We start from the raw sequence: 23,404 nt of genomic DNA on the forward strand, positions 1-23,404 counted from the left end.
GGCAATCACTGCACCAGATACGGTTTTCGGTATGGTTTTTCCTGGCGGCCGAACACATCGTCCGCCGGGAAATCACCCAGCAGATATGGGTGCATTCCCTGATTCTTGAGGTTTTGCAGGAACTTCCCGAATCCGGACAGATCGACCATGGTTGGCACTTCGGTCAGATGGCTGGTCTGTTGCATGCCGATTTCTTCTAGAATACCCTGCAAGGCATCCATCGGAGATTCAATGAAGTCGGCCAGCGTCCAACTGCGCATCCGCGCCTTGGTCCAGACCGATGTTAGCACCTCCAGCTGCTTGGTTTCAATTTGTTGCAGGCGCGCCGCCTCACTCCGGATTTCCGAGAAGTTCATATTGGATCGGAACAGTGGGATCGCCCAAGCGCCGGTGATGACCGAAATCTGAGCGTTCTTGTCCCGCGCCAGAAACCAGTTGATTTCCTGAGTGTCCCGCGGGCTGAACTGGAAACACTGGCGTTCACCGCGCGTATTCCAGATCAGGTTCGACAGAAAGGCGGTCGGGTTATAGTCCCGCAGCGCCGCACTGTCGCTGAGGGCACCATTTGTTATGGCTTCTCCTTGCGAAAATTCGGCGCGTTCCGGCCCGAATAGATGCCCGTGGACTCTGGCTCCGGTGGTTGCGGCCAACCAAGGTTCGAAATCCTCGAACAATTCCGAAAAACCTTGGAATACGGAATATTGTGACGATGTCAGACCGTTTTCACTGCCATGGCGGGGAAAACGGCTTTGCATATACAGCCCGTCGCGCCCACGAGTTCGCCGTTCCACCGCTTTGGAAAATACGCGATCTATCTTGCCCGGATTGGGTTCCGCCGGTTTCATCGCCCCGGCCTGATCTGTCAGGAATGCCTGGTACAATCGCTCTGCGCGGGGCCAGATTTTTCGGGCGACAAAACAATCCGATCGGCGCAGCAATTGCAGATGATCGTCATAGAAGATGTGCGGGCGGCCCTGGTAATCGAATTTGGATAGGGTCAGGGACCTGCTTTCAATATGCGTGGAATACAAGCGTGCCAGCGTCTGGAAATAGCTTTCATCCGGAATCCAGACATGACGGAAATACTTGTCATACAGCTTGCGCCTGGGGTCTTGAAGGATTGCCGACAGCGTTTGGCGGGTCAGGCACCACCACTGGCTTCCCATATGCGGAACCAGTCCGTCGGGGATTTTCCTGCGAAACCCCATCAGACGCTGAAGCTTTACATATGTGTCGAATAGTTTGCGATGCTTGCGCCACGAAAACGGAAACCGCAGGGTGAACCGTTCATGATCCAGCCCGCCGATGGTCCAGCTGACATCGGATGTCGTCGCGCTTTCGATGAAATCGACACGCGGCCGGTCAGACAGGTAATCGATCAGTTCCTGAACCGGTCGCAATGGCAGGCAGGCCCCCGAGGCAAGAAATACATGCCGAACTTCGGGGAAACGCTCCAGCATCAACTCGGACGCGCTTTGCGAGGCGGCAACGATACCCCAGCCCCCCCAATCGCACCGATGTCGGTCTGAAAACACGATCGATGGATTGTTCGAACAGGACGCAACAAACCGGGAATAGACAGTGTCTGGCACCTTGCGATCCACATGGATGACCACCGGGCATCCCGCTGCTGTCCAGTGGCGCGCGACCTGCTCGGCACGGTCCAGTGAGGTATGAACCAACATGACAATACCTAGACCGCTCATGCCCAGTTTCCTTTCGACATGAGGCCCAGGATCTCAAGCTGTCGCCAGTTGATATAGGCCTCGGACCACTCGCACCAGAAAACAGGCTTGTCCTCAAGCTGAGTGGCATAGGCCTTGTATTCGCCCGAGCCCCGGTAATGCTGGCCACGCAGCAATTCCTCGCGGGCTTTTTCCCCAAGAGTATTGATCAACTTGGCATGAAGCAGTGACCCGCTGGCCTTTTCGCCGCCCCATTCGTCGTAAACCTGGTTGAGCCCGCGTGGCAAAAGCGAATGCGTCGAGCTGACATAAACATAGCGCCGGTTCCATTTTACCAGCGGAATCTTGTTCAGCGCCGGTGCTTTGGAGGGGTTGTCCTGAAAGAACACGCGCGCCCGTGGGCCCCCTTGAATCCAAAGGTTCTTGTACTCGGGGTTCTTGGTGATCATGTAATTCCCGGGATCGAACCAGCGTGCGATTTCGAACGGGTTCTGACCTTCGGCATAGGGGTCGGCGTCCACCGGACCTTCGGGGTACATGTCGATCAGCATCGTGCCAAAACTGCGCACGGCACTGCCATCCAGCCAGTCCGTCAAGGCTCGGATTGGACGGGTGTCGCAGAACGGATAGATGAAGAATTCGTCCGGATCGACGCTCAGCACCCAGTGATCGTGCGCGTATTTGCGCAACAGATAGTTCGACCAGTCCAGGCCATAGCTTGCCCGTTTGTAGCTGGTCGTCGTCCGCCAGACCGAAACGTCAGCCTGTTCTTTCAAAAATTCAAAACTGCCATCATCGCTGTTGTTGTCGACAAACAGAAAATGGTTGATGCCCAGTTTGCGATAATATTCAAGAAAGAAGGGCAGGCGAATTTTCTCGTTCCGCACAACGCTCATCAGCAGGATATCATCACGCCGTATAGCCTGTGTGTTGTTGCTGACTGGCTTGAGCTCGCGGCGTCGTCTGAGGCAGCGCAGAATACGGCGCTTGCGCCGCAATCTCATTTTGTAGGATTCAAACAGGCTCACGTGACTGCCCAACCTTTTTATAACGCGAGCTTTCCCCGAACCAGCCGTGACCGTTGGCACGACATGGCATTACCGGTTTATGCCATCTTTGCATCTTCTGACGCAACGTCTTTAAAACCCGCAAACTGTAAACGTGCGGTTGATGCCCTTGTTTTCGTTTTCAATCCCAGCCTCCGCCGTTCATCAGACCCAACTGTTCCAGCTGGCTCCACCCGGTGTAGCGCACCGAATGTGGGGTCCACATGTCCGGCTGGTTGATTATCCCATCGTAGTATGGCCCGAATTGGTCCGGATCATGAAAATGTTGGCGTCGCTGCTTTTCGGTGTTGGATTTCTCGATAACGTCCGGCAGGAACTTCGTGTGCAGCAACACGCCTGACGGGCTATCGCCGCCCGGTCCATCATAGGTTTCGTTCAGACGGCGCGGCAGTGCGGAATGGCATGAGTTTACATAGGCATAGCGACACGACCAGCGCATCAGCGGGATCTTGTTCAGTGTGGGCGATCTTTGCCGGGTTTGCGTAAAGAACATCCGTTCCCGCGCGCCACCCTGCACCCACAGATTACCCATAGGGCTTTGCCGCTGCGCGCGATACGGTCCTGCATCGAACCAGCACAGCAGATTTGTGGGGTCGGTGTCCGGGTCATAAGCCGCATCACCCAAGGGGCCCTTGGGATAGAGGTCCAGCATCAGCGTCCCAAACCCGATCTTCCCGTGCCGGTCCAGCCAGGTTGTCAGGTCATGCAGGGACCGGGTGTCGCAGTGGGCATAGACCAGCAGTTCATCCGCATCCACCATCAGGCACCAGTGGCGGTGGCCATAGCGCATCTGCAACCAGGTCAGCCAGTCCAGGCCAAACCGCGATCCACGATAGCTGGAATGGGTTCTCCACACCGAGACATCCGGTTGATCTTGCAGATACTCGGACGATCCATCGTCGCTGCCGTTGTCGACGATCAGAAAATGATCGACGCCCAAGGCGCGATAGTGACGAAAGAACCAGGGCAGGCGAATGATTTCATTGCGCAAGGTGACAAAGGCCAATATGTCACTCCGCTGGATTCGGGATGTCTGATCCTTCTGGCAGGTCAACTGATGTCGGCTGCGCAGCGACCTCCAGAGCAGCCGCCGGCGTTTCCAGCGCAACCTGTACTTCCGTGCCCATCCGATCCGGGGAAGTGTCAAAGCAGTGCTGGATGTCACCGGGTCCTCATTTTTCGTAGTGGCCGTTCTGGTGCCAGCGCCAGGCATCTGCGATCATCGTCTCTAACGTAGATCTTTTTGGCTTCCATCCCAGCTCGTTTTCAGCCCGCACAGAACCAGATACCAGCTTGGTGCAATCTCCTGCCCGGCGAGGGCCTACAGTATACGGCACGGGACGGTTGGTGACGGACCTGGATTGCTCGATCACCTCTAGAACGGAAAACCCGGACCCGGTGCCCAGATTGAAGACACGGCTGCCTTTGCCCTGTTCCAGCCAGCCCAGCCCCAGAATATGCGCATCAACCAGATCGCAAACATGTACATAATCGCGGATACAGGTGCCGTCGGGCGTATCATAATCCGTGCCAAAGACGGTCAGACCGTCCCGCTTGCCGTCAATCGCGTCCAACATCAGCGGGATCAGATGGGTTTCAGGGCGGTGAAACTCGCCCACCTCCCCTTCCGGGTCTGCACCCGCAACGTTGAAATACCGGAAGATGACATGGCGCAGCCCATGAGCCGCCTCGAAATCCTTAAGGATATCTTCGATCGCGCGTTTTGATGCCCCGTAGGCGTTCAGGGGATACTGCGCCGTGGATTCATCAAGAACCACATTGTCGTGCTCGCCATATGTGGCACATGTGGACGAAAACACGAAATCCAGACAACCGGCCGCAACGGCTGCTTCAATCAGATTCAGTGAACCCGTGACATTGTTCGACCAATACATGCCGGGCTGACGCATGGCATCGCCAACCTGGCTGAGCGCCGCGAAATGCATCACGGCATCTGGTTTGTGTTTCGCGAACACCTCATCCAGGCGGTCCCGATCCAAAAGGTCGCCCTGTTCAAAAGGGCCAAATTGCACCGCATCCTGCCAACCCGTGATCAGGTTGTCATAGGTCACAGGAAGGTAACCTGACTGCGCAAGCGCCTTGCAGGCATGTGAGCCGATATACCCGGCACCACCGGTGACAAGAATTGTCTTCATGGCATATCCATCGGGGCTGGTTGAGGAACAGTTTCGCCAAGGGCGCTGTCAGTGTCATGGGGAAAAGACGTCACTCCAGCCCCATGGCTGCCATCATCTCCTCGATCTTGGGCACGTCCTGAGGGTTGTTCAGCTCCCAGAACTGACGGCCCCTTGCCTCGACCTCGACGCATAGAACCTTGCGCCCGTTTTCCATGAACCTGAGCTGTTCCAGGCCTTCCAGCTGTTCCAGAGGCCCGGCTGGCCAGCCCGGATACGCTGCAAGGGCATCGGGCCGATAGGCGTAAACGCCGACATGATGAAACACGGGTGTCGCTTCATCGCCAGCGTATGTCTGGGACGTGAAGGGGACGACCTCTTTCGAGAAGTACATCGCACTGTGATCGCGTCCGAACACTGCCGTCGTGCCACCGACACGGCCATGCTTGCGGTCGTTCAGCAGACTGTTCAGCGCACTGCCGTCACAGCGCAGGACAGGGGTCGCAACACCGGCATCCGGGGCGGCGCGCAGGCCGGAAACCAGATCTTCGACAAACCAATGCGGGGTCAGCGGAGCGTCGCCTTGCAGGTTGACGATGATTTCATACCCGCCACCCAGAACCTCATGCGCCTCGGCGCATCGTTCGGTGCCGTTCTGACAGGTTTCCGAAGTCATCACGACCTCGGCCCCAAAGCCCTCGGACACGTCGCGAATGCGCTCATCATCCGTCGCAACAACAACGCGATCGACACCCGAGACTGACCTGGCTGCACGCCAGGACCGTTCGATCAGTGTCATGGACTCGCCTTTCGCGCCGGTCAGGGGAACCAGAGGCTTGCCGGGATAGCGGGTCGAGGCGTAACGGGCGGGAATGGCAATCAGAACAGACATCAGGCTTCCTTCAATTCAACACCCGGAGCGTAGGCAATAAAGAACGGATTTGCATAGCCATCCTTGCCATAAACCAACGGAGTATGGTCGTCAAAACGCACAACCCGGCCACCGGCCCCTGCCAGTACAGCATGGCCTGCCGCCGTATCCCATTCCATCGTGCGCCCGACGCGCGGATAGATATCCGCTTCGCCCGTGGCAACCAGACAGAACTTGAGTGACGACCCCGCGCTTTTGCTGTCCTTCACGTGATATTTGTTGATGTAGTCCTCGGTGGCCTGATCCCTGTGGGACTTCGACGCCACGACCAAAAGCCCGGAATTATCCGGTTCAGAGACTGATATGGGTGTCAAAGGACCGGTCTCGTTTTTGTCGAAAGCGCCTGTTTCCTCGACCGCGCGGCCATCAGCCAGCGTGAAGAACATACGACCCCGCGCCGGGGCATAGACCACGCCCCGGGTTGGCACTCCGTTTTCGACAAGCGCGATGTTGACGGTAAAGTCGCCGCGACGGTTGATGAATTCCTTGGTGCCGTCCAGCGGATCAACAATGAGGAAAGTATCGCCTTTTTCCGAATGCGAAGCGGCCTGTTCTTCGGTGACCAGAAGAATATCCGGGAATGCCGCACGCAAGCCTGCCGAAATCAATGCGTCAGCGGCTTCGTCTGCCTCGGTCACAGGGCTGGAGTCGGATTTGACTTTGACATCGAAATCATCCGCCTCGTAGAATTCCATGATCTTGTCGCCTGCCTCCAGAGCCAGTCGCCGGATGACGGGAATAAGCGCGTCGTAGGTCACAAAAAAGCTCCGTTCCTGTGGTTTGTTGATCCAAAATCGCGATCGACTTATGATGCGGCGGTTACGGAACGGCAAGATATTCATGCCAGTTTAGAGGCGACGAAGCAGAAAAGACCCTTTGAATGTTCTATTTCAAGCGCAACCAAACGCTGCTGGGCGGCGCTTTCACGACGGCTGAGCTGGTGTTCCATGCCACCGTGCGAAAGGTGCGCTCGCAACATCCGAATGCAATAGTCGCAATCCTGATCAATGTCTTGCAGCTTGTGGTGATGGGAACCACTTTCTACCTGCTCATGTCACTGATGGGCCGGGGCGGAATTCCGAAAATCAGGGGCGAATTTTTGCTGTATGTTCTGTCCGGCGTGTTTCCCTTCATGCTGCACATCCAATCGATAGGTGCGATTTCAGGGGTTGGGTCCGCGAACAATCCGATGATGCTCCATTCGCCGATGAATGTGATGGTGACGATCCTGTCTGCGGCGCTCGGTATTCTTTACAAGCAACTGCTGGCCATGTTCGTGATCCTGTTCATCTACAGTGTCGCGGTTGCCCCGATCGAGGTGCAGGATCCCGGCGGTGCTTTCGCGATGCTGATAATGGCCTGGTTTACCGGATGCGCGGTGGGTTTGGTGTTCATGGCGATGAAGCCATGGTTTCCGACGACTGTGGGAATGCTCACCAATATCTACCGTCGCCTGAACATGGTGTTTTCGGGAAAGATGTTCGTTGCAAACACACTGGGCGGCGGATTGCTGATGATGTTCGCCTGGAACCCGCTGTTTCATATTATCGACCAGTGCCGGGGCTTCATCTTCCGAAACTACTTTCCGCGAAACACAAGTTGGGAATACGCGCTATGGGTCGGGATAGCCTTGTTGATGATCGGTTTGATGGCTGAGTTTTTCACGCGCCAGCATGTTTCGCAAAGCTGGAACGCGCGCCGCTAACATGCGACCCGCAGCGTCAAGTTGATCCGTCCGCCTTTTGGCAACAGTCGGGATGATCCGTATCTGATCCGGTCGATTCCGTGATAGGCCAATCGTGCCGGACCGCCCATGATCACCACGTCGCCCGAGCCAAGCCAGATCGACTCGGTCTTGCCGCCACGGGTTGTGTTCCCAATTCGGAACAAGGCGTCATCGCCCAGGGAAACCGACAGAACGGGCCAGGAAAAATCTGCCTCGTCCTTGTCCTGATGCAGGCCCATTTTGGCGCCTTCCCCGTAGTAGTTGATCAAACAGCAATCCGGCGCGCGCTCGGTGCTGACCAGATCGTGCCAGATATCAAGAATGACCGGGGGGATTTCAGGCCAGACCCCGCCTTTCGGGTGCTTATCCTGATAGCGATAGCCTGTCTTGTCGGTCACCCATCCCAGATCCCCGGCCGAGGTCATTCTTACCGACATCTCTTTGCCCGAAGGCGTGACGGGTCGAAACAAGGGTGCCGCTTTCAGAATCGGTCGAAGGGCCGCGATCAGCCGTGCCTGGGAAGCAGGGTCAATATAGCCTTTCCTGATTTCGAACCCTCGCAAGACCACCCGCGTCATTCCGGAAACCCCAAACCTTTCCAATTTCTCGCCAAAAAAGACCTCAAATTCCCGAAAACCTGCACTCTACGGTGCTTGCAGGCCTCTTGCCTCGCCCTTATATACGCCGGGACGCGCGATGGTAGTGCTGTCGCGCACATCAGATCGGGGGTGGGATGCCATAAAGGGTCCGACCCTCGGGACATCGCCTTGAAGAGAAAGGGATTGCAAAAATGGGAAAAGTAATCGGGATTGACCTCGGAACCACGAACTCCTGCGTAGCCATTATGGAGGGCTCGCAGCCGAAGGTCATCGAAAACGCCGAAGGGGCGCGGACCACGCCTTCGATCGTCGCCTTCACCGAAGATGAGCGACTGGTCGGTCAGCCTGCAAAACGTCAGGCGGTCACCAACCCCGACAACACGATTTTTGGCGTCAAACGTCTGATCGGTCGTCGCGTGGATGATGCCGAAGTAGAAAAAGACAAGAAAATGGTGCCGTATTCCATCGTGAATGGCGGCAATGGTGACGCGTGGGTTGAAGCCCGCGGTGAAAAATACTCCCCCAGCCAGATTTCCGCTTTCATTCTGGGCAAGATGAAGGAAACCGCCGAGAGCTATCTGGGCGAAGATGTCACCCAGGCGGTCATCACCGTTCCGGCATATTTCAACGACGCCCAGCGTCAGGCCACCAAAGATGCCGGTAAAATCGCCGGTCTGGAAGTTCTGCGGATCATCAACGAACCGACAGCTGCTGCGCTGGCCTATGGTCTGGACAAGGAAGAAACCCAAACCATCGCGGTCTATGACCTTGGTGGTGGTACTTTCGACGTGACAATCCTGGAAATCGACGATGGCCTGTTCGAGGTCAAATCGACCAATGGTGACACCTTCCTGGGTGGTGAAGACTTTGACATGCGCATCGTCAACTACCTGGCGGATGAGTTCAAAAAGGAACACGGTGTCGATCTGTCTCAGGACAAGATGGCCCTGCAGCGTCTGAAAGAAGCCGCGGAAAAAGCCAAGATCGAACTGTCCTCGACCTCGCAGACCGAGATCAACCAACCCTTCATCTCGATGGGCGCCAACGGTCAGCCGCTGCACATGGTCATGAAACTGACCCGTGCCAAGCTGGAATCGCTGGTGTCGGACCTGATCAAGAAGTCGCTGAAGCCCTGCCAGGCCGCTCTGAAAGACGCGGGTCTGTCGGCTGCTGACGTGGACGAAGTTGTTCTGGTCGGTGGTATGACCCGGATGCCGAAAGTGATCGAAGAGGTCACCAAATTCTTCGGCAAAGAGCCGCACAAGGGCGTGAACCCGGACGAAGTGGTTGCCATGGGCGCCGCCATTCAGGCCGGTGTTCTTCAGGGCGACGTCAAAGACGTGGTTCTGCTGGACGTGACCCCGCTGTCGCTGGGTATCGAAACGCTGGGGGGCGTGTTCACCCGCCTGATCGACCGCAACACCACGATCCCGACCAAGAAGTCTCAGGTCTTCTCGACCGCCGAGGACAACCAGAACGCCGTGACCATCCGCGTGTTCCAGGGTGAGCGTGAAATGGCTGCGGACAACAAGATCCTGGGTCAGTTCAACCTTGAAGACATCCCGCCGGCACCGCGCGGCATGCCTCAGATCGAGGTGACTTTTGACATCGACGCCAACGGCATCGTCTCGGTTTCGGCCAAAGACAAAGGCACTGGCAAAGAACAGAAGATCACCATCCAGGCATCGGGCGGACTGTCCGACGAGGATATCGAAAAGATGGTCAAGGACGCCGAAGAGAACGCGGAAGCCGACAAGGAACGCCGCGAGCTGATCGAGGCGAAGAACCAGGCGGAAAGCCTCATCCATTCGACCGAAAAGTCGATGGAAGAGCATTCCGACAAGGTCGACCCGACCACGATCGAAGCCATCGAGTTGGCGATCGCCGCGTTGAAGGACGAGCTGGAAACCGAAAATGCCGACAAGATCAAGTCGGGCATCCAGAACGTCACCGAAGCCGCGATGAAGTTGGGCGAAGCCATCTATAAGGCGCAAGCCGAAGAAGGCGAAGAGGAACCTGCTGCCGCAGACGCTGCACCAGGCGACGATGACATCGTCGACGCCGAGTTCGAAGACCTCGACGACGACAAGCGCGCCTAACGCGTTAATCGGTTCCGGCAAGCCTGGTTCGGGCCTGCCGGAACGGTCTTGACCATGCAGCACGCGTCTCCGAAACCTTCTTTTGGCACCTACGCTCTCTCACATCGGATGGAAATATTGCGCCGGTGGTCTGAGGGCATGCCGCGTCAATGGATGTCGTCCGGAATTCGCAGGATAGTAATGGCCTCTCAGCGAGAGCCTTACGATGTTGAGGTGTTTGGCGGACAGAAATGCCGATTGTACCCATCTGACAACTGGGCCGAACGTCGCGTCATAACCGGCTCGCAGTTCTTTGATCTGGATGAGCGTCAATCGCTGGCCAACCATATGTCGCAGGGCTCTGGCGATTATGTCTTTGTCGACGCCGGTGAAAATGTCGGGCTGTACACCCTGTGGGTCAGATCAGTTGCGCAGAAGTTGGGGCGCAACCTGAAAACACTGGTTGTTGAACCGGATCCGGTCAACAAGGCTCGCCTTGGTACCAATCTGGCTGCCAATCAAGCCAGTGAGGTCATCCATTGCGACAAGGCCTTGTCCAACAAACCGGGTGAGGTGTGGTTCGAATCCGCGAACCTTGGCGATCGGGGTCATGCCAAAGTTGCCGAGTCGGGCGATCTGTGCGTTCAGGCGATTCCGTTGTTGGACGCGATACGCGATGCCGGGCTGACCAAGGTTGATGCCATGAAAATGGATATCGAAGGTCAGGAAACCCGCGTATTGCGCGCTTTTTTCGAAGACGCACCGCGGGAGATTTGGCCCGAAGTGCTGCTGATAGAAATCAAGCATTCGGATGACGGGCTTGACGAGGTCTTGAATAAGGCAGGTTACGTGGCCAGTTTTGCAAACAACACCAACGGCGTGTACAGGCTCAATGAAAGCACCGCGTCCGGCGGCACGAAGGAATAACAAATGTCAAAGCGCGACTATTACGAAGTGCTCGGCGTGTCCAAGGGCGCTTCGTCGGATGAGATCAAGAAGGGTTTTCGCAGGAAAGCCAAAGAGCTGCACCCTGACCGCAACAAGGACAACCCGGATGCCGAGGCGCAGTTCAAGGAAGCCAACGAGGCTTACGACGTTCTGCGTGATGCCGAAAAGAAGGCAGCTTACGATCGCTTTGGCCATGCCGCATTTGAAAACGGCATGGGCGGCGGTGGCCGCCCCGGTGGCGGCTTTGGCGGTCAAGGCGACTTCTCCAGCGCATTTTCGGATGTATTTGACGACCTGTTCGGCGATTTCATGGGTGGTCAAAGGAGTGGCGGCGGGCGTCGCGCCGCGCGCGGCTCGGACCTGCGCTTCAACCTGCGTGTGACGCTGGAAGAAGCCTACTCGGGCCTGCAAAAAACCATCAACGTGCCAACGGCCGTGGCGTGTTCGTCCTGCGAAGGTACCGGGGCTGAAGGTGGCGTTGAACCCACATCCTGCCCCACCTGTTCGGGCATGGGGAAAGTGCGGGCACAACAGGGCTTCTTTACGGTGGAACGGACTTGCCCCACCTGTTCGGGGCTGGGTCAGATCATCAAGAACCCCTGTAAATCCTGTCAGGGGGCCGGCAGGGTCGAAAAAGACCGCGCTTTGTCGGTGAACATTCCTGCCGGTGTCGAAACCGGTACGCGAATTCGTCTGGCAGGCGAAGGTGAGGCGGGAATGCGCGGCGGCCCTCCGGGCGATCTGTATATTTTCGTCGAAGTGGCCGAGCACAAACTGTTCGAACGCGACAGCGTGAACCTCTACTGCCGCGTGCCGGTCAGCATGGCCAAGGCGGCGCTGGGCGGATCGATCGAGGTTCCGACCATCGATGGCGGTCGCGGCCGCGTTCAGATTCCGGCCGGAAGTCAGTCGGGTCGGCAAATGCGTCTGCGCGGCAAAGGCATGCCTGCGTTGCGCGGCGGTGGTGTGGGTGACATGTTCATTGAGCTGGCCGTGGAAACCCCGGTCAACCTGACCAGCCGTCAGAAAGAATTGCTGCGCGAGTTTGATGATCTGGGTGAAGACAACCATCCGGAATCAAAAAGCTTTTTCTCGTCTGTCAAGTCTTTCTGGGACGGTATGAAAGGCTGAACGACCAGGAACGGGGGCTCTGCTCCCGCCGCCCTTCGGGCGACTCCCCCGGGATATTTGCAGCCAGATGAAGCATGGGACCCGTTCTTCATCTGGCCCAAAATATCCCGGAGCGCGAGGCAGAGCCTCGCATGCCTCTGTCATTTACATGCAGTTTTGGCCTTAGCAGAAAGCTGAAAGTGGCAATATATCTGGAAAATTGAGTCTTGATTCCGGCCCTCGACCCTGAGATTGTCCGCCTCAACCGTTGGGGTGCCCTTTGAGAGGGCTGAGAGACGCAACCGCGTTAACCCATCGAACCTGATCCGGGCAATTCCGGCGTAGGGAACGGTCTCTTGAACACAGACGTTTTCTCTACTCCGTTGCCCATAGAAGATGGAGCAACGACATGGCGGCAATTGCCCTGACCATAGCAGGATCCGACAGTGGCGGCGGCGCGGGAATTCAGGCTGACCTGAAGGCAATGTCGGCGCTGGGTGTTTTTGGCGCAAGTGTCATCACCGCCGTTACCGCGCAGAACACGCAAGCTGTCACCGCGGTGCATGGGATTCCGCTGGATGTGATTTCCGCTCAAATCGACGCGGTTCTGAACGATCTTGACGTCAGGGCCGTCAAAATCGGCATGCTTGGCACACCTGAGATCATTCATACGGTCGCCAGGGGGCTGGCGGCTTTCGAGGGTCCCGTGGTTCTTGATCCGGTCATGATCGCCAAATCCGGCGACGCTCTGTTGGCGCAAGAGGCGGTCCGGACGCTGCGCGATGTGTTGTTGCCAACGGCGACGGTTCTTACGCCGAATCTGCCTGAGGCGGCGTGCCTGCTGAACATGCCAGCGGCGGAAACGCGTGAGCAGATGGCTGAACAGGGCCGGGCATTGTGCGCCTTGGGTGCGGGTGCAGTCGTGATGAAAGGCGGACACGGGTCAGGTGAAATCTGCCACGATTTGCTGATCGATCGGTCGGGTGTCATGGCCGAGTTTCAGGCCCCGCGTCAGGATACGAAAAACACCCATGGAACAGGATGCACCCTGTCGTCATCCATCACCGCCGGTTTGGCCACGGGGCTGACCCTGAGGGACGCGGTTGCGCAGGCGCATGACTATCTGCAAGGGGCCATCGCGCGCGCGGATGAGTTGAATGTCGGCGCTGGGCACGGCCCGGTGCATCATTTCCACCGGGTTTGGCCCTCGTGACGCTTTGGTCTGTCATAGGGGCAGGGGTTGCCGGTCTTGCCGTTGCCAGCGAACTGGTGTCGCGCGGTGCAAAAGTGCAGATATTCGACCCCGGCGGGCCACCGGGCCCGCATGGGTGTTCGTGGTGGGCCGGGGGAATGCTGGCGCCGTGGTGCGAATATGAAAACGCAGAAGAACCGGTGCTGCGCCTGGGTCAGACGGCGATCGAATGGTGGGCTCAACGCACAAAGGTGATCCAGCGGGGAACGCTTGTTGTCGCAAGCGCCCGCGATGTACCGGACCTGCGCCGCTTCGCGCGTCGAACAAAAGAGTTCACAAAGGTCGAACGGGCAAAAATATCTGAATTAGAGCCTGATCTGTCGGGGTTTGGCCAGGGCCTGTTTTTCGAGCGCGAAGCCCATGTCGATCCGCGTCAGGCGCTGCGCGATCTGTATCGTCAACTGCAAACTCAGGGCGTGGAGTTCCACCGGAAACTGGCACCTGCCCAGTTGGAAAATGCCATTGACTGCCGTGGTCTTCACGCGCGCGAATACCTGCATGACCTGCGCGGCGTGAAGGGCGAGATGCTGGTCATACGATGCCCTGACGTGGAACTGACGCGCCCGGTTCGTTTGCTGCACCCGCGGATGCCGCTTTATATCGTTCCGCGCGGCGACGGCGTCTATATGTTGGGTGCGACCATGATCGAATCCGAGGACAGCAGCCGCATCACCGCCCGTTCGATGCTGGAACTGCTCAGCGCAGCCTATGCCGTGAACCCGGCTTTTGGCGAAGCCGAGGTTTTGGAGATAGGCGTCGATCTGCGCCCCGCCTTCCCTGACAACTTGCCGCGTATCCGGCGTTTGGGTCGGACGATCTATGCCAACGGGCTCTATCGCCACGGGTATCTGCTGGCACCGGCGCTGGCGCGGGGTGTTGCGGATCTGGCGCTGCACAACACACATTCGGAGATGGTCGATGAAGATCGTGCTTAACGGCGAGGCGCGCGAGGTACGCGCCGAAACCCTGTCGGAATTGTTGGACGAATGCGGTTTCTCGGGCCGTGTGGCCACCGCCGTGAACGAAGATTTCGTGCCCTCAAGCCTGCGCGTCGCTCACAAGCTGGCCAAAGGTGACCGGGTCGAGGTCGTCGCACCGATGCAGGGGGGCTGAAGATGAAGACGTTTTATGGCACTGAACTGCCCAACCCGCTGATGCTGGGCACGGCGCAATATCCAAGCCCGGCCATTCTGGAACAGGCGTTTCGCGAAAGCGGTGCAGGCGTTGCCACTGTATCCTTGCGGCGCGAAGCGGGTGCAGGCCAGACCTTTTGGAACATGATCCGCGACCTGGGTGTACGCATCCTGCCCAACACGGCTGGTTGCCATACGGTGAAAGAGGCCGTGACGACCGCCCATATGGCCCGCGAAGTGTTTGAGACCCGTTGGATCAAGCTGGAACTCATCGGACATACGGACAGCCTGCAACCGGACGTTTTCCAACTGGTCGAAGCCGCCCGCATTCTTACCGAGGACGGGTTTGAGGTGTTTCCCTACACCACCGATGACCTGATCGTGGGGGAACGCCTGCTGGAAGCGGGGTGCGAGGTGCTGATGCCCTGGGGCGCACCGATCGGGTCAGGGCAGGGGCTAAACAACGAATACGCCCTGCGTGCGATGCGGGCGGAATTTCCTGACATTCCCCTGGTGGTGGATGCAGGAATCGGTTTGCCCAGCCACGCGGCCCGCGCGATGGAGCTGGGCTTTGACGCGGTTCTGCTCAACACCGCCGTGGCCCGTGCCGGAGATCCGGTTCTGATGGCCAGGGCGATGGCGCAGGCAACTCTTGCCGGGCAGTTGGCCCATCAGGCCGACCCGATCGAGCCGCGCGATATGGCTGAGCCCTCTACTCCTGTTGTTGGAAAGGCTTTCCTGTCATGACGCTGGACCGTTTCTATCCGATCTTTGATCACTCGGACTGGCTGCGGCGGATGCTGCCGCTGGGTGTCAAACTGGTGCAGCTGCGCATCAAGGATCAGCCAGATGATGTGGTGCGCGACCAGATTGCCGTCTCACGCGATCTGTGCCGCAACCATGGGGCGGTTCTGGTGATCAATGACTATTGGCAGCAGGCGATCGATCTGGGTTGCGACTGGATTCATTTGGGACAGGAAGATCTGGACGACGCCGACCTGAAAGCCATCCGAAAAGCGGGTCTGAAACTGGGCGTTTCCACCCATGACGATGATGAGCTTGAGCGTGTGCTGGCCATGGATCCCGATTACGTGGCATTGGGCCCGGTCTACCCCACTATTCTGAAAAAGATGAAATGGCATCAGCAGGGCCTGCCCCGCGTAACGGAATGGAAGGCGCGGGTTGGTGATATTCCCTTGGTCGGTATTGGCGGGATGAGTGTCGAGCGCGCGACCGGTGTGCTGAAGGCCGGGGCGGACATCGTCTCGGCGGTCACGGATATCACACTGAACCCCGACCCCGAAGCACGGGTGCGCGCGTGGATCGAGGTCACACGATGAGCCGATATGCCCGACAGACGCTTCTGCCCGAAGTCGGGGCGCAGGGGCAGGCACGCCTGTCGGCGGCCCGTGTTCTGGTCGTCGGTGCGGGCGGTCTGGCTGCACCGGTTCTGCCACTTTTGACAGGGGCCGGGGTGGGGCGGATCACGGTCATGGACGGTGATACCGTCGATCTGTCGAACCTGCACCGTCAAACGTTTTTCTCCGAGGCCGATTGCGGGCACTCCAAGGCGGAAACCGCCGAGGCGCGCTGCCGCGCGCTGAATGGTGAAACCGATGTCATCGGTCTGAATCAGGCTCTGACCAGTGAAAATGCGCCTGGCTCGGTGTCGCAAGCCGATATCATTCTGGATTGTGCCGACAGCTACGCAGCCAGCTACATCCTGTCGGACACGTGTCTGGCGCAGGGCAAGCCTTTGATCAGCGCCTCGGTGCTGGGGCTTTCGGGTTATGTGGGCGGGTTCTGCGGCGGGAGCCCATCGCTGCGCGCTGTATTTCCCGATGCACCGGACAGTGGTGCCAGCTGCGCCACTGCGGGGGTTTTGGGCCCCGTGGTTGGCGTGATGGGGGCGATGCAGGCGCAGATGGCGCTCAGCTTGATCCTTGGACTTGATCCCTCGCCCCTTGGGCAGTTGGTTCAATATGATGCAAGAACCCTGCGCAGCACCGGGTTTCGCTTTGATGACGCACCCGAGCCCGGCAACTGCTTTCGCTTTCTGTCCGCAAGCCAGCTGAAAGACACGGATCAGATCATCGAGCTGCGCAGTTCGCAGGAAGCCCCTGTTCCCATCCATTCGAACGCGACGCGCATTTCACCGGATAATTTGCGCAGAATAGATCCTAACAAAGGAAAAAGGCTGGCTCTTTGCTGTGCCACCGGTTTGCGGGCATGGCGTGCCGCCGAACAGATTCAACCAGATTGGCCGGGCGAAATTGTCCTCGTCGCGGCCTCAACCTCGTGAAGAAAAGGGAAACGCGAGACATGAAAAAGCTGATGACAGCTATCGCCCTTCTGGCCGCCGGGCCGGCTTGGGCCGAAGACAAAATGACCGTCCTGCTGGACTGGTTCATCAACCCTGACCACGGTCCCATCATCGTGGCGCAGGAAAACGGCTATTTTGCCGAACAAGGGCTTGAGGTCGAGATCGTTCCACCCGCCGACCCGTCCGCCCCGCCCCGTTTGGTGGCTGCCGGCCAAGCCGACCTGGCGGTGTCTTACCAGCCGCAATTGCACTTGCAGATTCACGAGGGCCTGCCGCTGAAGCGTGTCGGCACATTGGTTGCGACGCCGCTGAACTGCCTTCTGGTGCTGGAAGACGGACCGATCAAGTCGCCTGCTGACCTCAAGGGTAAAAAAATCGGCTTCTCGGTCGCTGGGGTCGAAGAAGCCATCCTTGGCACCGTTCTGGGCAAATACGATGTTGCGCTGGGCGATGTCGAGCTGATCAATGTCAACTTTTCCCTCTCGCCGTCGCTGATGACCGGTCAGGTGGACGCGGTGATTGGCGCTTATCGCAACTTCGAACTGAACCAAATGGATATCGAAGGTCGTCCCGGCACTTGCTTCTATATCGAGGAAGAGGGCGTTCCGTCCTACGATGAACTGATCTATGTCGCCAATCCTGAAACGATGGACAAGGACAAGATCGCCCGGTTCCTCGCCGCGACTGAAAAAGCGACCCAATATATCGTCAACAATCCGGAAAAAAGCTGGGAAATCTTCGCGGCGACCTCGCCGGAACTTCAGGACGAGCTGAATGCCCGCGCCTGGGTCGATACACTGCCGCGCTTTGCGCTGCGCCCGGCAGGTTTTGATGCCGGTCGTTATGCCCGGTTCGAAACCTTCCTGAACGAAAGCGGGATGATCGACAGCGTCCTTCCGGTCAGTGACATCACCATCGACGTGACCGCGCAATGAGCAATTATGGCAAAGCCTTTGCGCTGATGCGCGATGCTGCGGCGGAGCCGTGGCGGGATTATACCCGCCACGCCTTCGTAGAGGGCATGAAAGACGGAACGCTGCCACGCGAGGCGTTTCTGCACTATCTGCGGCAGGATTATGTGTTTCTGATCCACTTCTCACGTGCCTGGGCGCTGGCCGTGGTGAAATCAGAAACGCATGAAGAAATGCTTGCTGCATCGCGAACTGTGAACGGTTTGATCAGCGAAGAGATGAAACTGCATATCGGTATCTGCGAGGCAGAAGGTATCTCGCAGGCAGAGTTGTTTGCCACGCCAGAGCGGCACGAGAATCTGGCCTATACCCGGTTTGTCCTGGAAGCAGGCTACAGCGGAGATCTTCTGGACCTGCTGGCGGCCCTTGTTCCTTGCGTCATGGGGTATGGTGAGATCGGTACGCGCCTGTCCGCCGAGGCAACGTCCGAGGCATATCGCGGCTGGATCGACACTTATGCCGGCGAAGATTACCAAGGCGCATGTGTGGCGGTTGGCGAGTTGCTGGATCAGGCTCTAACAAGGCGTATCGGGGCTGATTTTCAGGGGTCGCCACGCTGGGATCGACTGTGCCAGACCTTCCGTAAGGCGACAGAGCTTGAAGTCAACTTCTGGCAGATGGGGTTGACGCCATGACACCTGCGCCCGAACTGACCATCAGTGGCACTGCCACGATCGACGGCGCGACCCTGTTTGCGCCGTTGTCCCTGACCCTTGGGGCCGGGGCGTGGACATGCCTGCTGGGCGGTTCGGGCGTGGGAAAAACAACGGTTCTGAGGTTGATTGCGGGGCTCGAGACCGGGGCTGTCTTCGCTGGGCGGATCACGGCCAGTGATGGCTTGCCTGTGGCTGAGCGTGTCGCATACATGGCGCAGGATGATCTTCTTTTGCCTTGGGCAACCGTCGCGCAGAATGTCTCGCTGGGTGCGCGTCTGCGCGGGGAAACCGTGGATCTTGATCGACGCGACCGCCTGATCAAGCGTATGCGGTTGCAGGATCACATGAACAAGAAGCCCAACGCGTTGTCCGGCGGGCAACGTCAGCGTGTCGCCTTGGCCCGGACACTTATGGAAGATCGCCCCGTTGTTTTGCTGGACGAGCCCTTTTCAGCCCTTGATGCCCGCACCCGCGCTGACATGCAGGATCTGGCCGCCGAAGCATTGCACGGTCGAACCGTCCTTCTTGTGACCCATGATCCCGCAGAGGCCGCGCGTCTGGGGCAATCCATCGTGGTGATGACGGAACACGGATTGACGCAGTGCGAACCGCCCCGGGCCCCGGCCCCGCGCCGCGTGGATGATCTGGAGACATTGGAAACCCAGGGTGCCTTGCTGCGTCTTCTCCGCGAGGGCGCGGCATGAAGTATTTTTCTGCATTGGCCGCAACTTTGTTTGCCTTGCTGATCTGGCAGGGCATCGTGACCCTGACCGGGTTGCCGAAGTTCATCCTGCCCGGACCCGCCGTCGTGGCCGAAACCTGGTGGCAGAACCGCTGGGTGATCGCAGAGCATACCTGGATCACCGCGATCGAAGTGGTGATCGGTCTGGCATGCGGAACGCTGCTGGGTGTCGTTACTGCGTTGCAACTGGCGAATTCGCGGGCGGCGCGGGTGCTGGTGCAGCCGATGCTCGTGTTTACGCAAGCTCTGCCGGTATTCGCATTGGCGCCGTTGCTGACGCTGTGGTTGGGCTATGGGCTGTGGTCCAAGGTCGCCATGGCGGTGTTGATCATCTATTTCCCGATCACCTCATCCTTTTTTGACGGGCTTATGCGCACCCCTTCGGGGTATCTGGATCTGGCCCGAACGATGCAGGCCAGCAAGCGCGCCGTATTGTGGCATATCCGTATTCCGGCCGCTCTGCCGTCGCTGGCGTCGGGGATGCGGCTGGCGGCGGTCTATGCCCCGATCGGAGCGGTGATCGGCGAATGGGTCGGCTCGTCGCAGGGGTTGGGATACCTGATGCTGCTGGCCAATGGACGTGCCAAGACCGATCTCATGTTTGCCGCGATGCTGACCCTGGGCGTATTCTCGATTCTTCTGCACATGATTGTCCGCCGGGCCACGGCACGCATGGCGGGTGAGGTGCGTTAACCAATCAGAAACCGATTCTGGGTCAGGGTGCGCTCATGACACAAGACGCCTTTGCTGAAGCCCCGATGCTGTTTGATACGGACGAAGCCCCGGCGCAGCCGCTGCCCTCTGGTCGGCTACCCTCCTACATAAAAGACCACCGCAAGCGGCTGCGCGAACGGTTCATGACCGGCGGATCGGCGGCGATGCCGGATTACGAACTGCTTGAACTGGTCCTGTTCCGATCCATTCCCCGGCAGGATGTGAAGCCACTGGCGCGGGCGTTGATGGACACTTTTGGTGATTTCAATCGTGTCCTGACCGCGCCCGAGGAACGGCTGCGCCAGATCAAGGGCGTTGGCGATACCGTGGTTACCGACCTGAAAATTCTTGAGGCCTGCGCCCACAGGATGGCCCGCGCCCGGGTGATGCAGCGGCATGTGATCTCGGGCTGGGATGCGCTGCTGGATTATTGCCACACCACCATGGCGCATCGTGAGATCGAGCAGTTTCGCGTGTTCTATCTGGATCGCAAGAACGTAATGATCGCGGATGAGGAACAGGCCAAAGGCACCGTGGATCACGTGCCGGTTTACCCGCGCGAGGTTGCCAAACGAGCGCTGGAACTGAATGCCTCGGCCCTGATTCTGGTGCACAACCACCCGTCGGGTGATCCGACGCCCTCGCAGTCGGATATCGACATGACCAACCGTATTCAGGATGCCTGTTCGGCCTTGGGCCTGACCCTGCACGACCACCTGATCATTGGAAAATCGACCGAGTTGAGCTTTCGGTCCGAAGGGTATCTGTGAGCTTCACTGCACCCAGATTTCAACCCGGCGGTTGACCTTGCGGCCCCACTCGGTGTCGTCACAGGCCATCGGCATTGCCTCGCCAAACCCTTCCGCGACCACCTCGATACTGTCTGATATCGATGTCTCGGCCGCGGCCAGAACCGCGTTTCGTACCGTCTGTGCACGTCGCAGGGCAATGCGGGCGTTGGCGGCTGCCCCGCCATCCCCGTCGCTGAAACCGGCAAACACCAGCTTGCGCGCCTTCAATATGCCGGCGTCAAGCATATGTGCCAGTTGCTGAATATTGGAACGTGACTGCGCATCCGGACGGGATGATCCGGGCTCGAACCGAACCGACAGGGACAGGCGTGACAGCGGGCGCAGGGTTTCGATCATGCGCAGAAGCTCGTCCAGCCCAACCTCCGGCCCTCCGGTGGCGATGGCGTTGGCAAGCCGGTCGCCCTGTACGCCAACCGGCAAGGTTTCGGGCGATTGATCGACATATCCTGCGTCACGAATGGCCATCTGGGCCCCGGGGCTTAGGCTAAAGGCCAGAAACTGCCTTGCGATCCGCGGCAGGCGGCGTTCGGGCAGATACAGGAACATCGGCAGGTTCAGCGGATAATCTTCGGTCTTGATCGATTGACGGGTGGCGGCCAGCGGATGCCCACACCCTCCGGTCAGCGGCAGGGCTCGGGTATTGTCGGCTGTCGCTTTGCTGGCGATTCCGATGGAAAACGGGTCCTTTGCCACGGCCTTGGTCAGATCGCTCGTTCGAATGTGACGGATTGCGGTATCGGTCAGTTCCACACCAGCGGTCTTCAATACCTGATCCTCGACAGCCTGCGCCAGCCCCGATCCCGGATCCGGCACATGCAATGCGATCGGAGCATCCGGCCCGCCCAGGTCCACCCAGTTCTTTACTTCACCTGACAGAATGCGCGCCAAATCGGCCAGCGAAATCTGACGCATCACACTATCGGGTGCCACCACCGGAACCATGGCGTCCAATGCAACAACCCTGGATCGCCGGGCCCGTTTCAGATCACCCAGCCCCGCGGCTTCGGCTGCATCCCGCTCTGCCTCGCGTACTTCGCGCAGGGCCATCACGATATCTGTCTGATCCCCGATCAGCTTGGCGAAGCCGCGATCCGTGGTCCCAACGTCAAAGTAGAACCGCGCCAACGGGGCGTCACGGCCTGACTGAAAAAGCTCATAGACGAAGGTGTCCGAATCCACGCGAGCAGGCGTTGCGGTCAGGCCTTCCTGCCGCGCAAACCCTATGATCAGGGCGGGCAAGACCGTTTCGGCCATGACAGACGATCCGGAAAACCGCAACTCGGCTACGAAATCCGTCAGGCTGGGGCATGCAGGTCCGTCGCAGGTGACGCCCGAGCCATCAACGGTCAACTCACCGAACTGCGTATCGACGCGGTAGAATTCGCCGTCAAAGCCCAGCAGGTTGCCTGTTACTTCGACCTTGCCGTCACGAGACGTCAGTGTGATGTCCTGCGCCATTGCACAGGTCGCACCTGCAACGGTAAACAGCGCGGTCACAGCCGCACGAAAGAAAGTCATAAGAGAGTCGAGCCTGCCTGCGGATTACTTTGCCGCAATTGTTAGGTCTGAGAGCAGATTATTCAACACCAGAAACTCACCGGCCTGTGAACAATCCGGCAGGGTCAGGGACATGTCGCGCGACCGCAGGCGGCTATCTGACAGAAGTTCCAGCGCCTGCACATTCAGCGTTTGCCCGCAGTTGGATTTGGTCACTTCGGCTTCGACCGTCAGGTCGATGCTGCCGGACCGATCCGACGCGCCCGTCGGAAAGGAATATACTTCGATATTCTTGGCACGACCCAGACCCGTCTGGCCCAGGCGCAGAACCTCTCCTGCGCCATTTGCCGAGGAATCATCCCACACGTGGCCGCTGCTGCCATAGCTTGCCCCGAATTCCAGCGCGTGAATCTGCAACTCGGTTTCACCCTGCCATTGCAGGACGACGCGGTCATATTCGGCAATGTCGGTCACGTGAGTGGTGGCGACCGTACCCGTTTCATCTTCGAACGAAATCAGGAAAATCGCGTATTCCGACAGTGCCGGGATGGTCATGTCCAAGGCGCCGGAATCGTCGGTGTTCTGGCTGACCGTCAGGCCGCTGTGATGAATTTCAACGCGTTCGTTTCGGTGGCAGGGTGCCCGCAGCGACAACTGTGCCATGGCGCCGGGGACGGCGACGGCGCGCGCGCTGATGTTGCAATCCGTCGTTTTCGGTGCTGACGGAACTGCGCGAGGTTCGGGCGCTGCCGCCCCGGAATCTGCGTCAGACGCCGAAGCCGAAGTCAGTACGATAGCATCCAACCCCGACAGAACCGAGGATTGCTGAGATGCCGAGGCAACATCAACACTATCCCCCGCGTTCGCCGGCTGCGCGGTTGGTCCGTTTTGCATCAGGTAGCCTATGCCCAAAGCACAAGCGACCGTGCCGCACATGGTCACGTAGTTTCGAACTACAAACAAGACACCCTCCCCAGTTGAAGGAGCAAATCGCACATTCGCCACGAATCGCGGCCAATTTGTGG

At 58.6% G+C, this 23,404-nt stretch carries 24 protein-coding genes and 1 riboswitch; of the genes, 15 read left to right on the top strand and 9 right to left on the bottom strand.

All coding sequences use genetic code 11. From position 1 onward, the window contains the following. Nucleotides 1-5: 5 nt before the first annotated feature. The 6 genes from GOW09_RS06600 to cysQ all read right to left on the bottom strand — a co-directional run bounded on the left by GOW09_RS06600 (nt 6) and on the right by cysQ (nt 6,576). The gene (locus tag GOW09_RS06600; RefSeq protein ID WP_171116746.1) at nt 6-1,706 is read right to left on the bottom strand and encodes a beta-1,6-N-acetylglucosaminyltransferase; all 1,701 of its coding nucleotides are present in this window, start codon (nt 1,704-1,706) and stop codon (nt 6-8) included. After that, nucleotides 1,703-2,689 (bottom strand): glycosyltransferase family 2 protein, encoded by a 987-nt coding sequence (locus tag GOW09_RS06605; RefSeq protein WP_152459939.1) that lies wholly within the window; start codon nt 2,687-2,689, stop codon nt 1,703-1,705. Before GOW09_RS06605 ends, GOW09_RS06600 begins: the two co-directional genes overlap by 4 nt. Nucleotides 2,690-2,873: 184 nt before the next feature. After that, nucleotides 2,874-3,917: a glycosyltransferase family 2 protein gene (locus GOW09_RS06610; protein ID WP_371808026.1), complete on the bottom strand. Its 1,044-nt coding sequence runs from the start codon at nt 3,915-3,917 to the stop codon at nt 2,874-2,876. A gap of 7 nt (nt 3,918-3,924) precedes the next feature. Beyond that, a complete protein-coding gene (gene galE / locus GOW09_RS06615) occupies nt 3,925-4,908 on the bottom strand; it encodes a UDP-glucose 4-epimerase GalE (RefSeq protein ID WP_171116750.1) in 984 nt (327 codons plus the stop codon). Nucleotides 4,909-4,978: 70 nt separating this feature from the next. Beyond that, nucleotides 4,979-5,779, bottom strand: a complete 801-nt coding sequence (locus GOW09_RS06620) for a 3-deoxy-manno-octulosonate cytidylyltransferase (RefSeq protein ID WP_171116752.1) — start codon at nt 5,777-5,779, stop codon at nt 4,979-4,981. Beyond that, a complete protein-coding gene (gene cysQ, locus GOW09_RS06625) occupies nt 5,779-6,576 on the bottom strand; it encodes a 3'(2'),5'-bisphosphate nucleotidase CysQ (RefSeq protein WP_171116754.1) in 798 nt (265 codons plus the stop codon). The genes GOW09_RS06620 and cysQ overlap by 1 nt, the downstream gene beginning before the upstream one ends. Nucleotides 6,577-6,698: 122 nt before the next feature. On the opposite strand from cysQ, the gene GOW09_RS06630 reads away from it, so the two are divergent. Further along, nucleotides 6,699-7,523 carry an ABC transporter permease gene (locus GOW09_RS06630; protein ID WP_152459578.1) on the top strand — a complete coding sequence of 275 codons (825 nt, stop codon included), beginning with the start codon at nt 6,699-6,701 and terminating at the stop codon, nt 7,521-7,523. Here the strand turns inward: GOW09_RS06630 and GOW09_RS06635 are convergent. Next, nucleotides 7,520-8,122: an alpha-ketoglutarate-dependent dioxygenase AlkB gene (locus tag GOW09_RS06635; protein WP_171116756.1), complete on the bottom strand. Its 603-nt coding sequence runs from the start codon at nt 8,120-8,122 to the stop codon at nt 7,520-7,522. The two genes, GOW09_RS06630 and GOW09_RS06635, sit on opposite strands and share 4 nt — an antisense overlap. Nucleotides 8,123-8,334: 212 nt before the next feature. Between GOW09_RS06635 and dnaK the strand changes: the two genes are divergently transcribed. The 14 genes from dnaK to radC all read left to right on the top strand — a co-directional run bounded on the left by dnaK (nt 8,335) and on the right by radC (nt 20,840). Beyond that, complete coding sequence (dnaK, locus tag GOW09_RS06640) at nt 8,335-10,242, top strand: molecular chaperone DnaK (RefSeq protein ID WP_152459576.1); 1,908 nt, start codon at nt 8,335-8,337, stop codon at nt 10,240-10,242. Nucleotides 10,243-10,422: 180 nt separating this feature from the next. After that, nucleotides 10,423-11,148: an FkbM family methyltransferase gene (locus tag GOW09_RS06645; protein ID WP_171116758.1), complete on the top strand. Its 726-nt coding sequence runs from the start codon at nt 10,423-10,425 to the stop codon at nt 11,146-11,148. A gap of 3 nt (nt 11,149-11,151) precedes the next feature. After that, nucleotides 11,152-12,300, top strand: a complete 1,149-nt coding sequence (dnaJ, locus tag GOW09_RS06650) for a molecular chaperone DnaJ (RefSeq protein ID WP_171116760.1) — start codon at nt 11,152-11,154, stop codon at nt 12,298-12,300. A gap of 238 nt (nt 12,301-12,538) precedes the next feature. After that, nucleotides 12,539-12,644: riboswitch (TPP riboswitch) on the top strand. A gap of 44 nt (nt 12,645-12,688) precedes the next feature. After that, nucleotides 12,689-13,492 carry a bifunctional hydroxymethylpyrimidine kinase/phosphomethylpyrimidine kinase gene (thiD, locus tag GOW09_RS06655; protein ID WP_171116762.1) on the top strand — a complete coding sequence of 268 codons (804 nt, stop codon included), beginning with the start codon at nt 12,689-12,691 and terminating at the stop codon, nt 13,490-13,492. After that, complete coding sequence (thiO, locus tag GOW09_RS06660; protein WP_171116763.1) at nt 13,489-14,466, top strand: glycine oxidase ThiO; 978 nt, start codon at nt 13,489-13,491, stop codon at nt 14,464-14,466. Before thiD ends, thiO begins: the two co-directional genes overlap by 4 nt. Beyond that, nucleotides 14,450-14,644: a sulfur carrier protein ThiS gene (gene thiS, locus GOW09_RS06665; RefSeq protein WP_171116765.1), complete on the top strand. Its 195-nt coding sequence runs from the start codon at nt 14,450-14,452 to the stop codon at nt 14,642-14,644. Before thiO ends, thiS begins: the two co-directional genes overlap by 17 nt. 2 nt (nt 14,645-14,646) lie before the next feature. Next, nucleotides 14,647-15,411 carry a thiazole synthase gene (locus tag GOW09_RS06670; RefSeq protein ID WP_171116767.1) on the top strand — a complete coding sequence of 255 codons (765 nt, stop codon included), beginning with the start codon at nt 14,647-14,649 and terminating at the stop codon, nt 15,409-15,411. Further along, nucleotides 15,408-16,004: a thiamine phosphate synthase gene (locus GOW09_RS06675; protein ID WP_171116769.1), complete on the top strand. Its 597-nt coding sequence runs from the start codon at nt 15,408-15,410 to the stop codon at nt 16,002-16,004. Before GOW09_RS06670 ends, GOW09_RS06675 begins: the two co-directional genes overlap by 4 nt. After that, on the top strand, nt 16,001-16,966 hold the full coding sequence (locus tag GOW09_RS06680) for a HesA/MoeB/ThiF family protein (RefSeq protein ID WP_171116771.1): 966 nt from the start codon (nt 16,001-16,003) through the stop codon (nt 16,964-16,966). Before GOW09_RS06675 ends, GOW09_RS06680 begins: the two co-directional genes overlap by 4 nt. A gap of 20 nt (nt 16,967-16,986) precedes the next feature. Further along, nucleotides 16,987-17,922 (top strand): ABC transporter substrate-binding protein, encoded by a 936-nt coding sequence (locus tag GOW09_RS06685; protein WP_171116773.1) that lies wholly within the window; start codon nt 16,987-16,989, stop codon nt 17,920-17,922. Continuing rightward, nucleotides 17,919-18,593: a thiaminase II gene (gene tenA / locus GOW09_RS06690; protein WP_171116775.1), complete on the top strand. Its 675-nt coding sequence runs from the start codon at nt 17,919-17,921 to the stop codon at nt 18,591-18,593. Before GOW09_RS06685 ends, tenA begins: the two co-directional genes overlap by 4 nt. After that, entirely contained in the window at nt 18,590-19,318 is a 729-nt protein-coding gene (locus tag GOW09_RS06695; protein WP_171116778.1) for an ABC transporter ATP-binding protein, read from the top strand. The genes tenA and GOW09_RS06695 overlap by 4 nt, the downstream gene beginning before the upstream one ends. Then, nucleotides 19,315-20,049, top strand: coding sequence for an ABC transporter permease (locus GOW09_RS06700; RefSeq protein WP_152459564.1), 735 nt, complete (start codon nt 19,315-19,317; stop codon nt 20,047-20,049). Before GOW09_RS06695 ends, GOW09_RS06700 begins: the two co-directional genes overlap by 4 nt. Nucleotides 20,050-20,084: 35 nt before the next feature. Continuing rightward, the gene (gene radC / locus GOW09_RS06705; RefSeq protein WP_152459563.1) at nt 20,085-20,840 is read left to right on the top strand and encodes a DNA repair protein RadC; all 756 of its coding nucleotides are present in this window, start codon (nt 20,085-20,087) and stop codon (nt 20,838-20,840) included. Between the two features lie 3 nt (nt 20,841-20,843). On the opposite strand, the gene GOW09_RS06710 is transcribed toward radC, so the two are convergent. After that, complete coding sequence (locus GOW09_RS06710) at nt 20,844-22,400, bottom strand: phosphate ABC transporter substrate-binding/OmpA family protein (protein ID WP_171116780.1); 1,557 nt, start codon at nt 22,398-22,400, stop codon at nt 20,844-20,846. Nucleotides 22,401-22,424: 24 nt separating this feature from the next. Further along, nucleotides 22,425-23,342, bottom strand: coding sequence for a hypothetical protein (locus tag GOW09_RS06715; protein WP_171116782.1), 918 nt, complete (start codon nt 23,340-23,342; stop codon nt 22,425-22,427). Between the last annotated feature and the right edge of the window lie 62 nt (nt 23,343-23,404).

This window comes from Ruegeria sp. HKCCA5463 (assembly GCF_013034175.1).
Classification (GTDB): domain Bacteria; phylum Pseudomonadota; class Alphaproteobacteria; order Rhodobacterales; family Rhodobacteraceae; genus Ruegeria.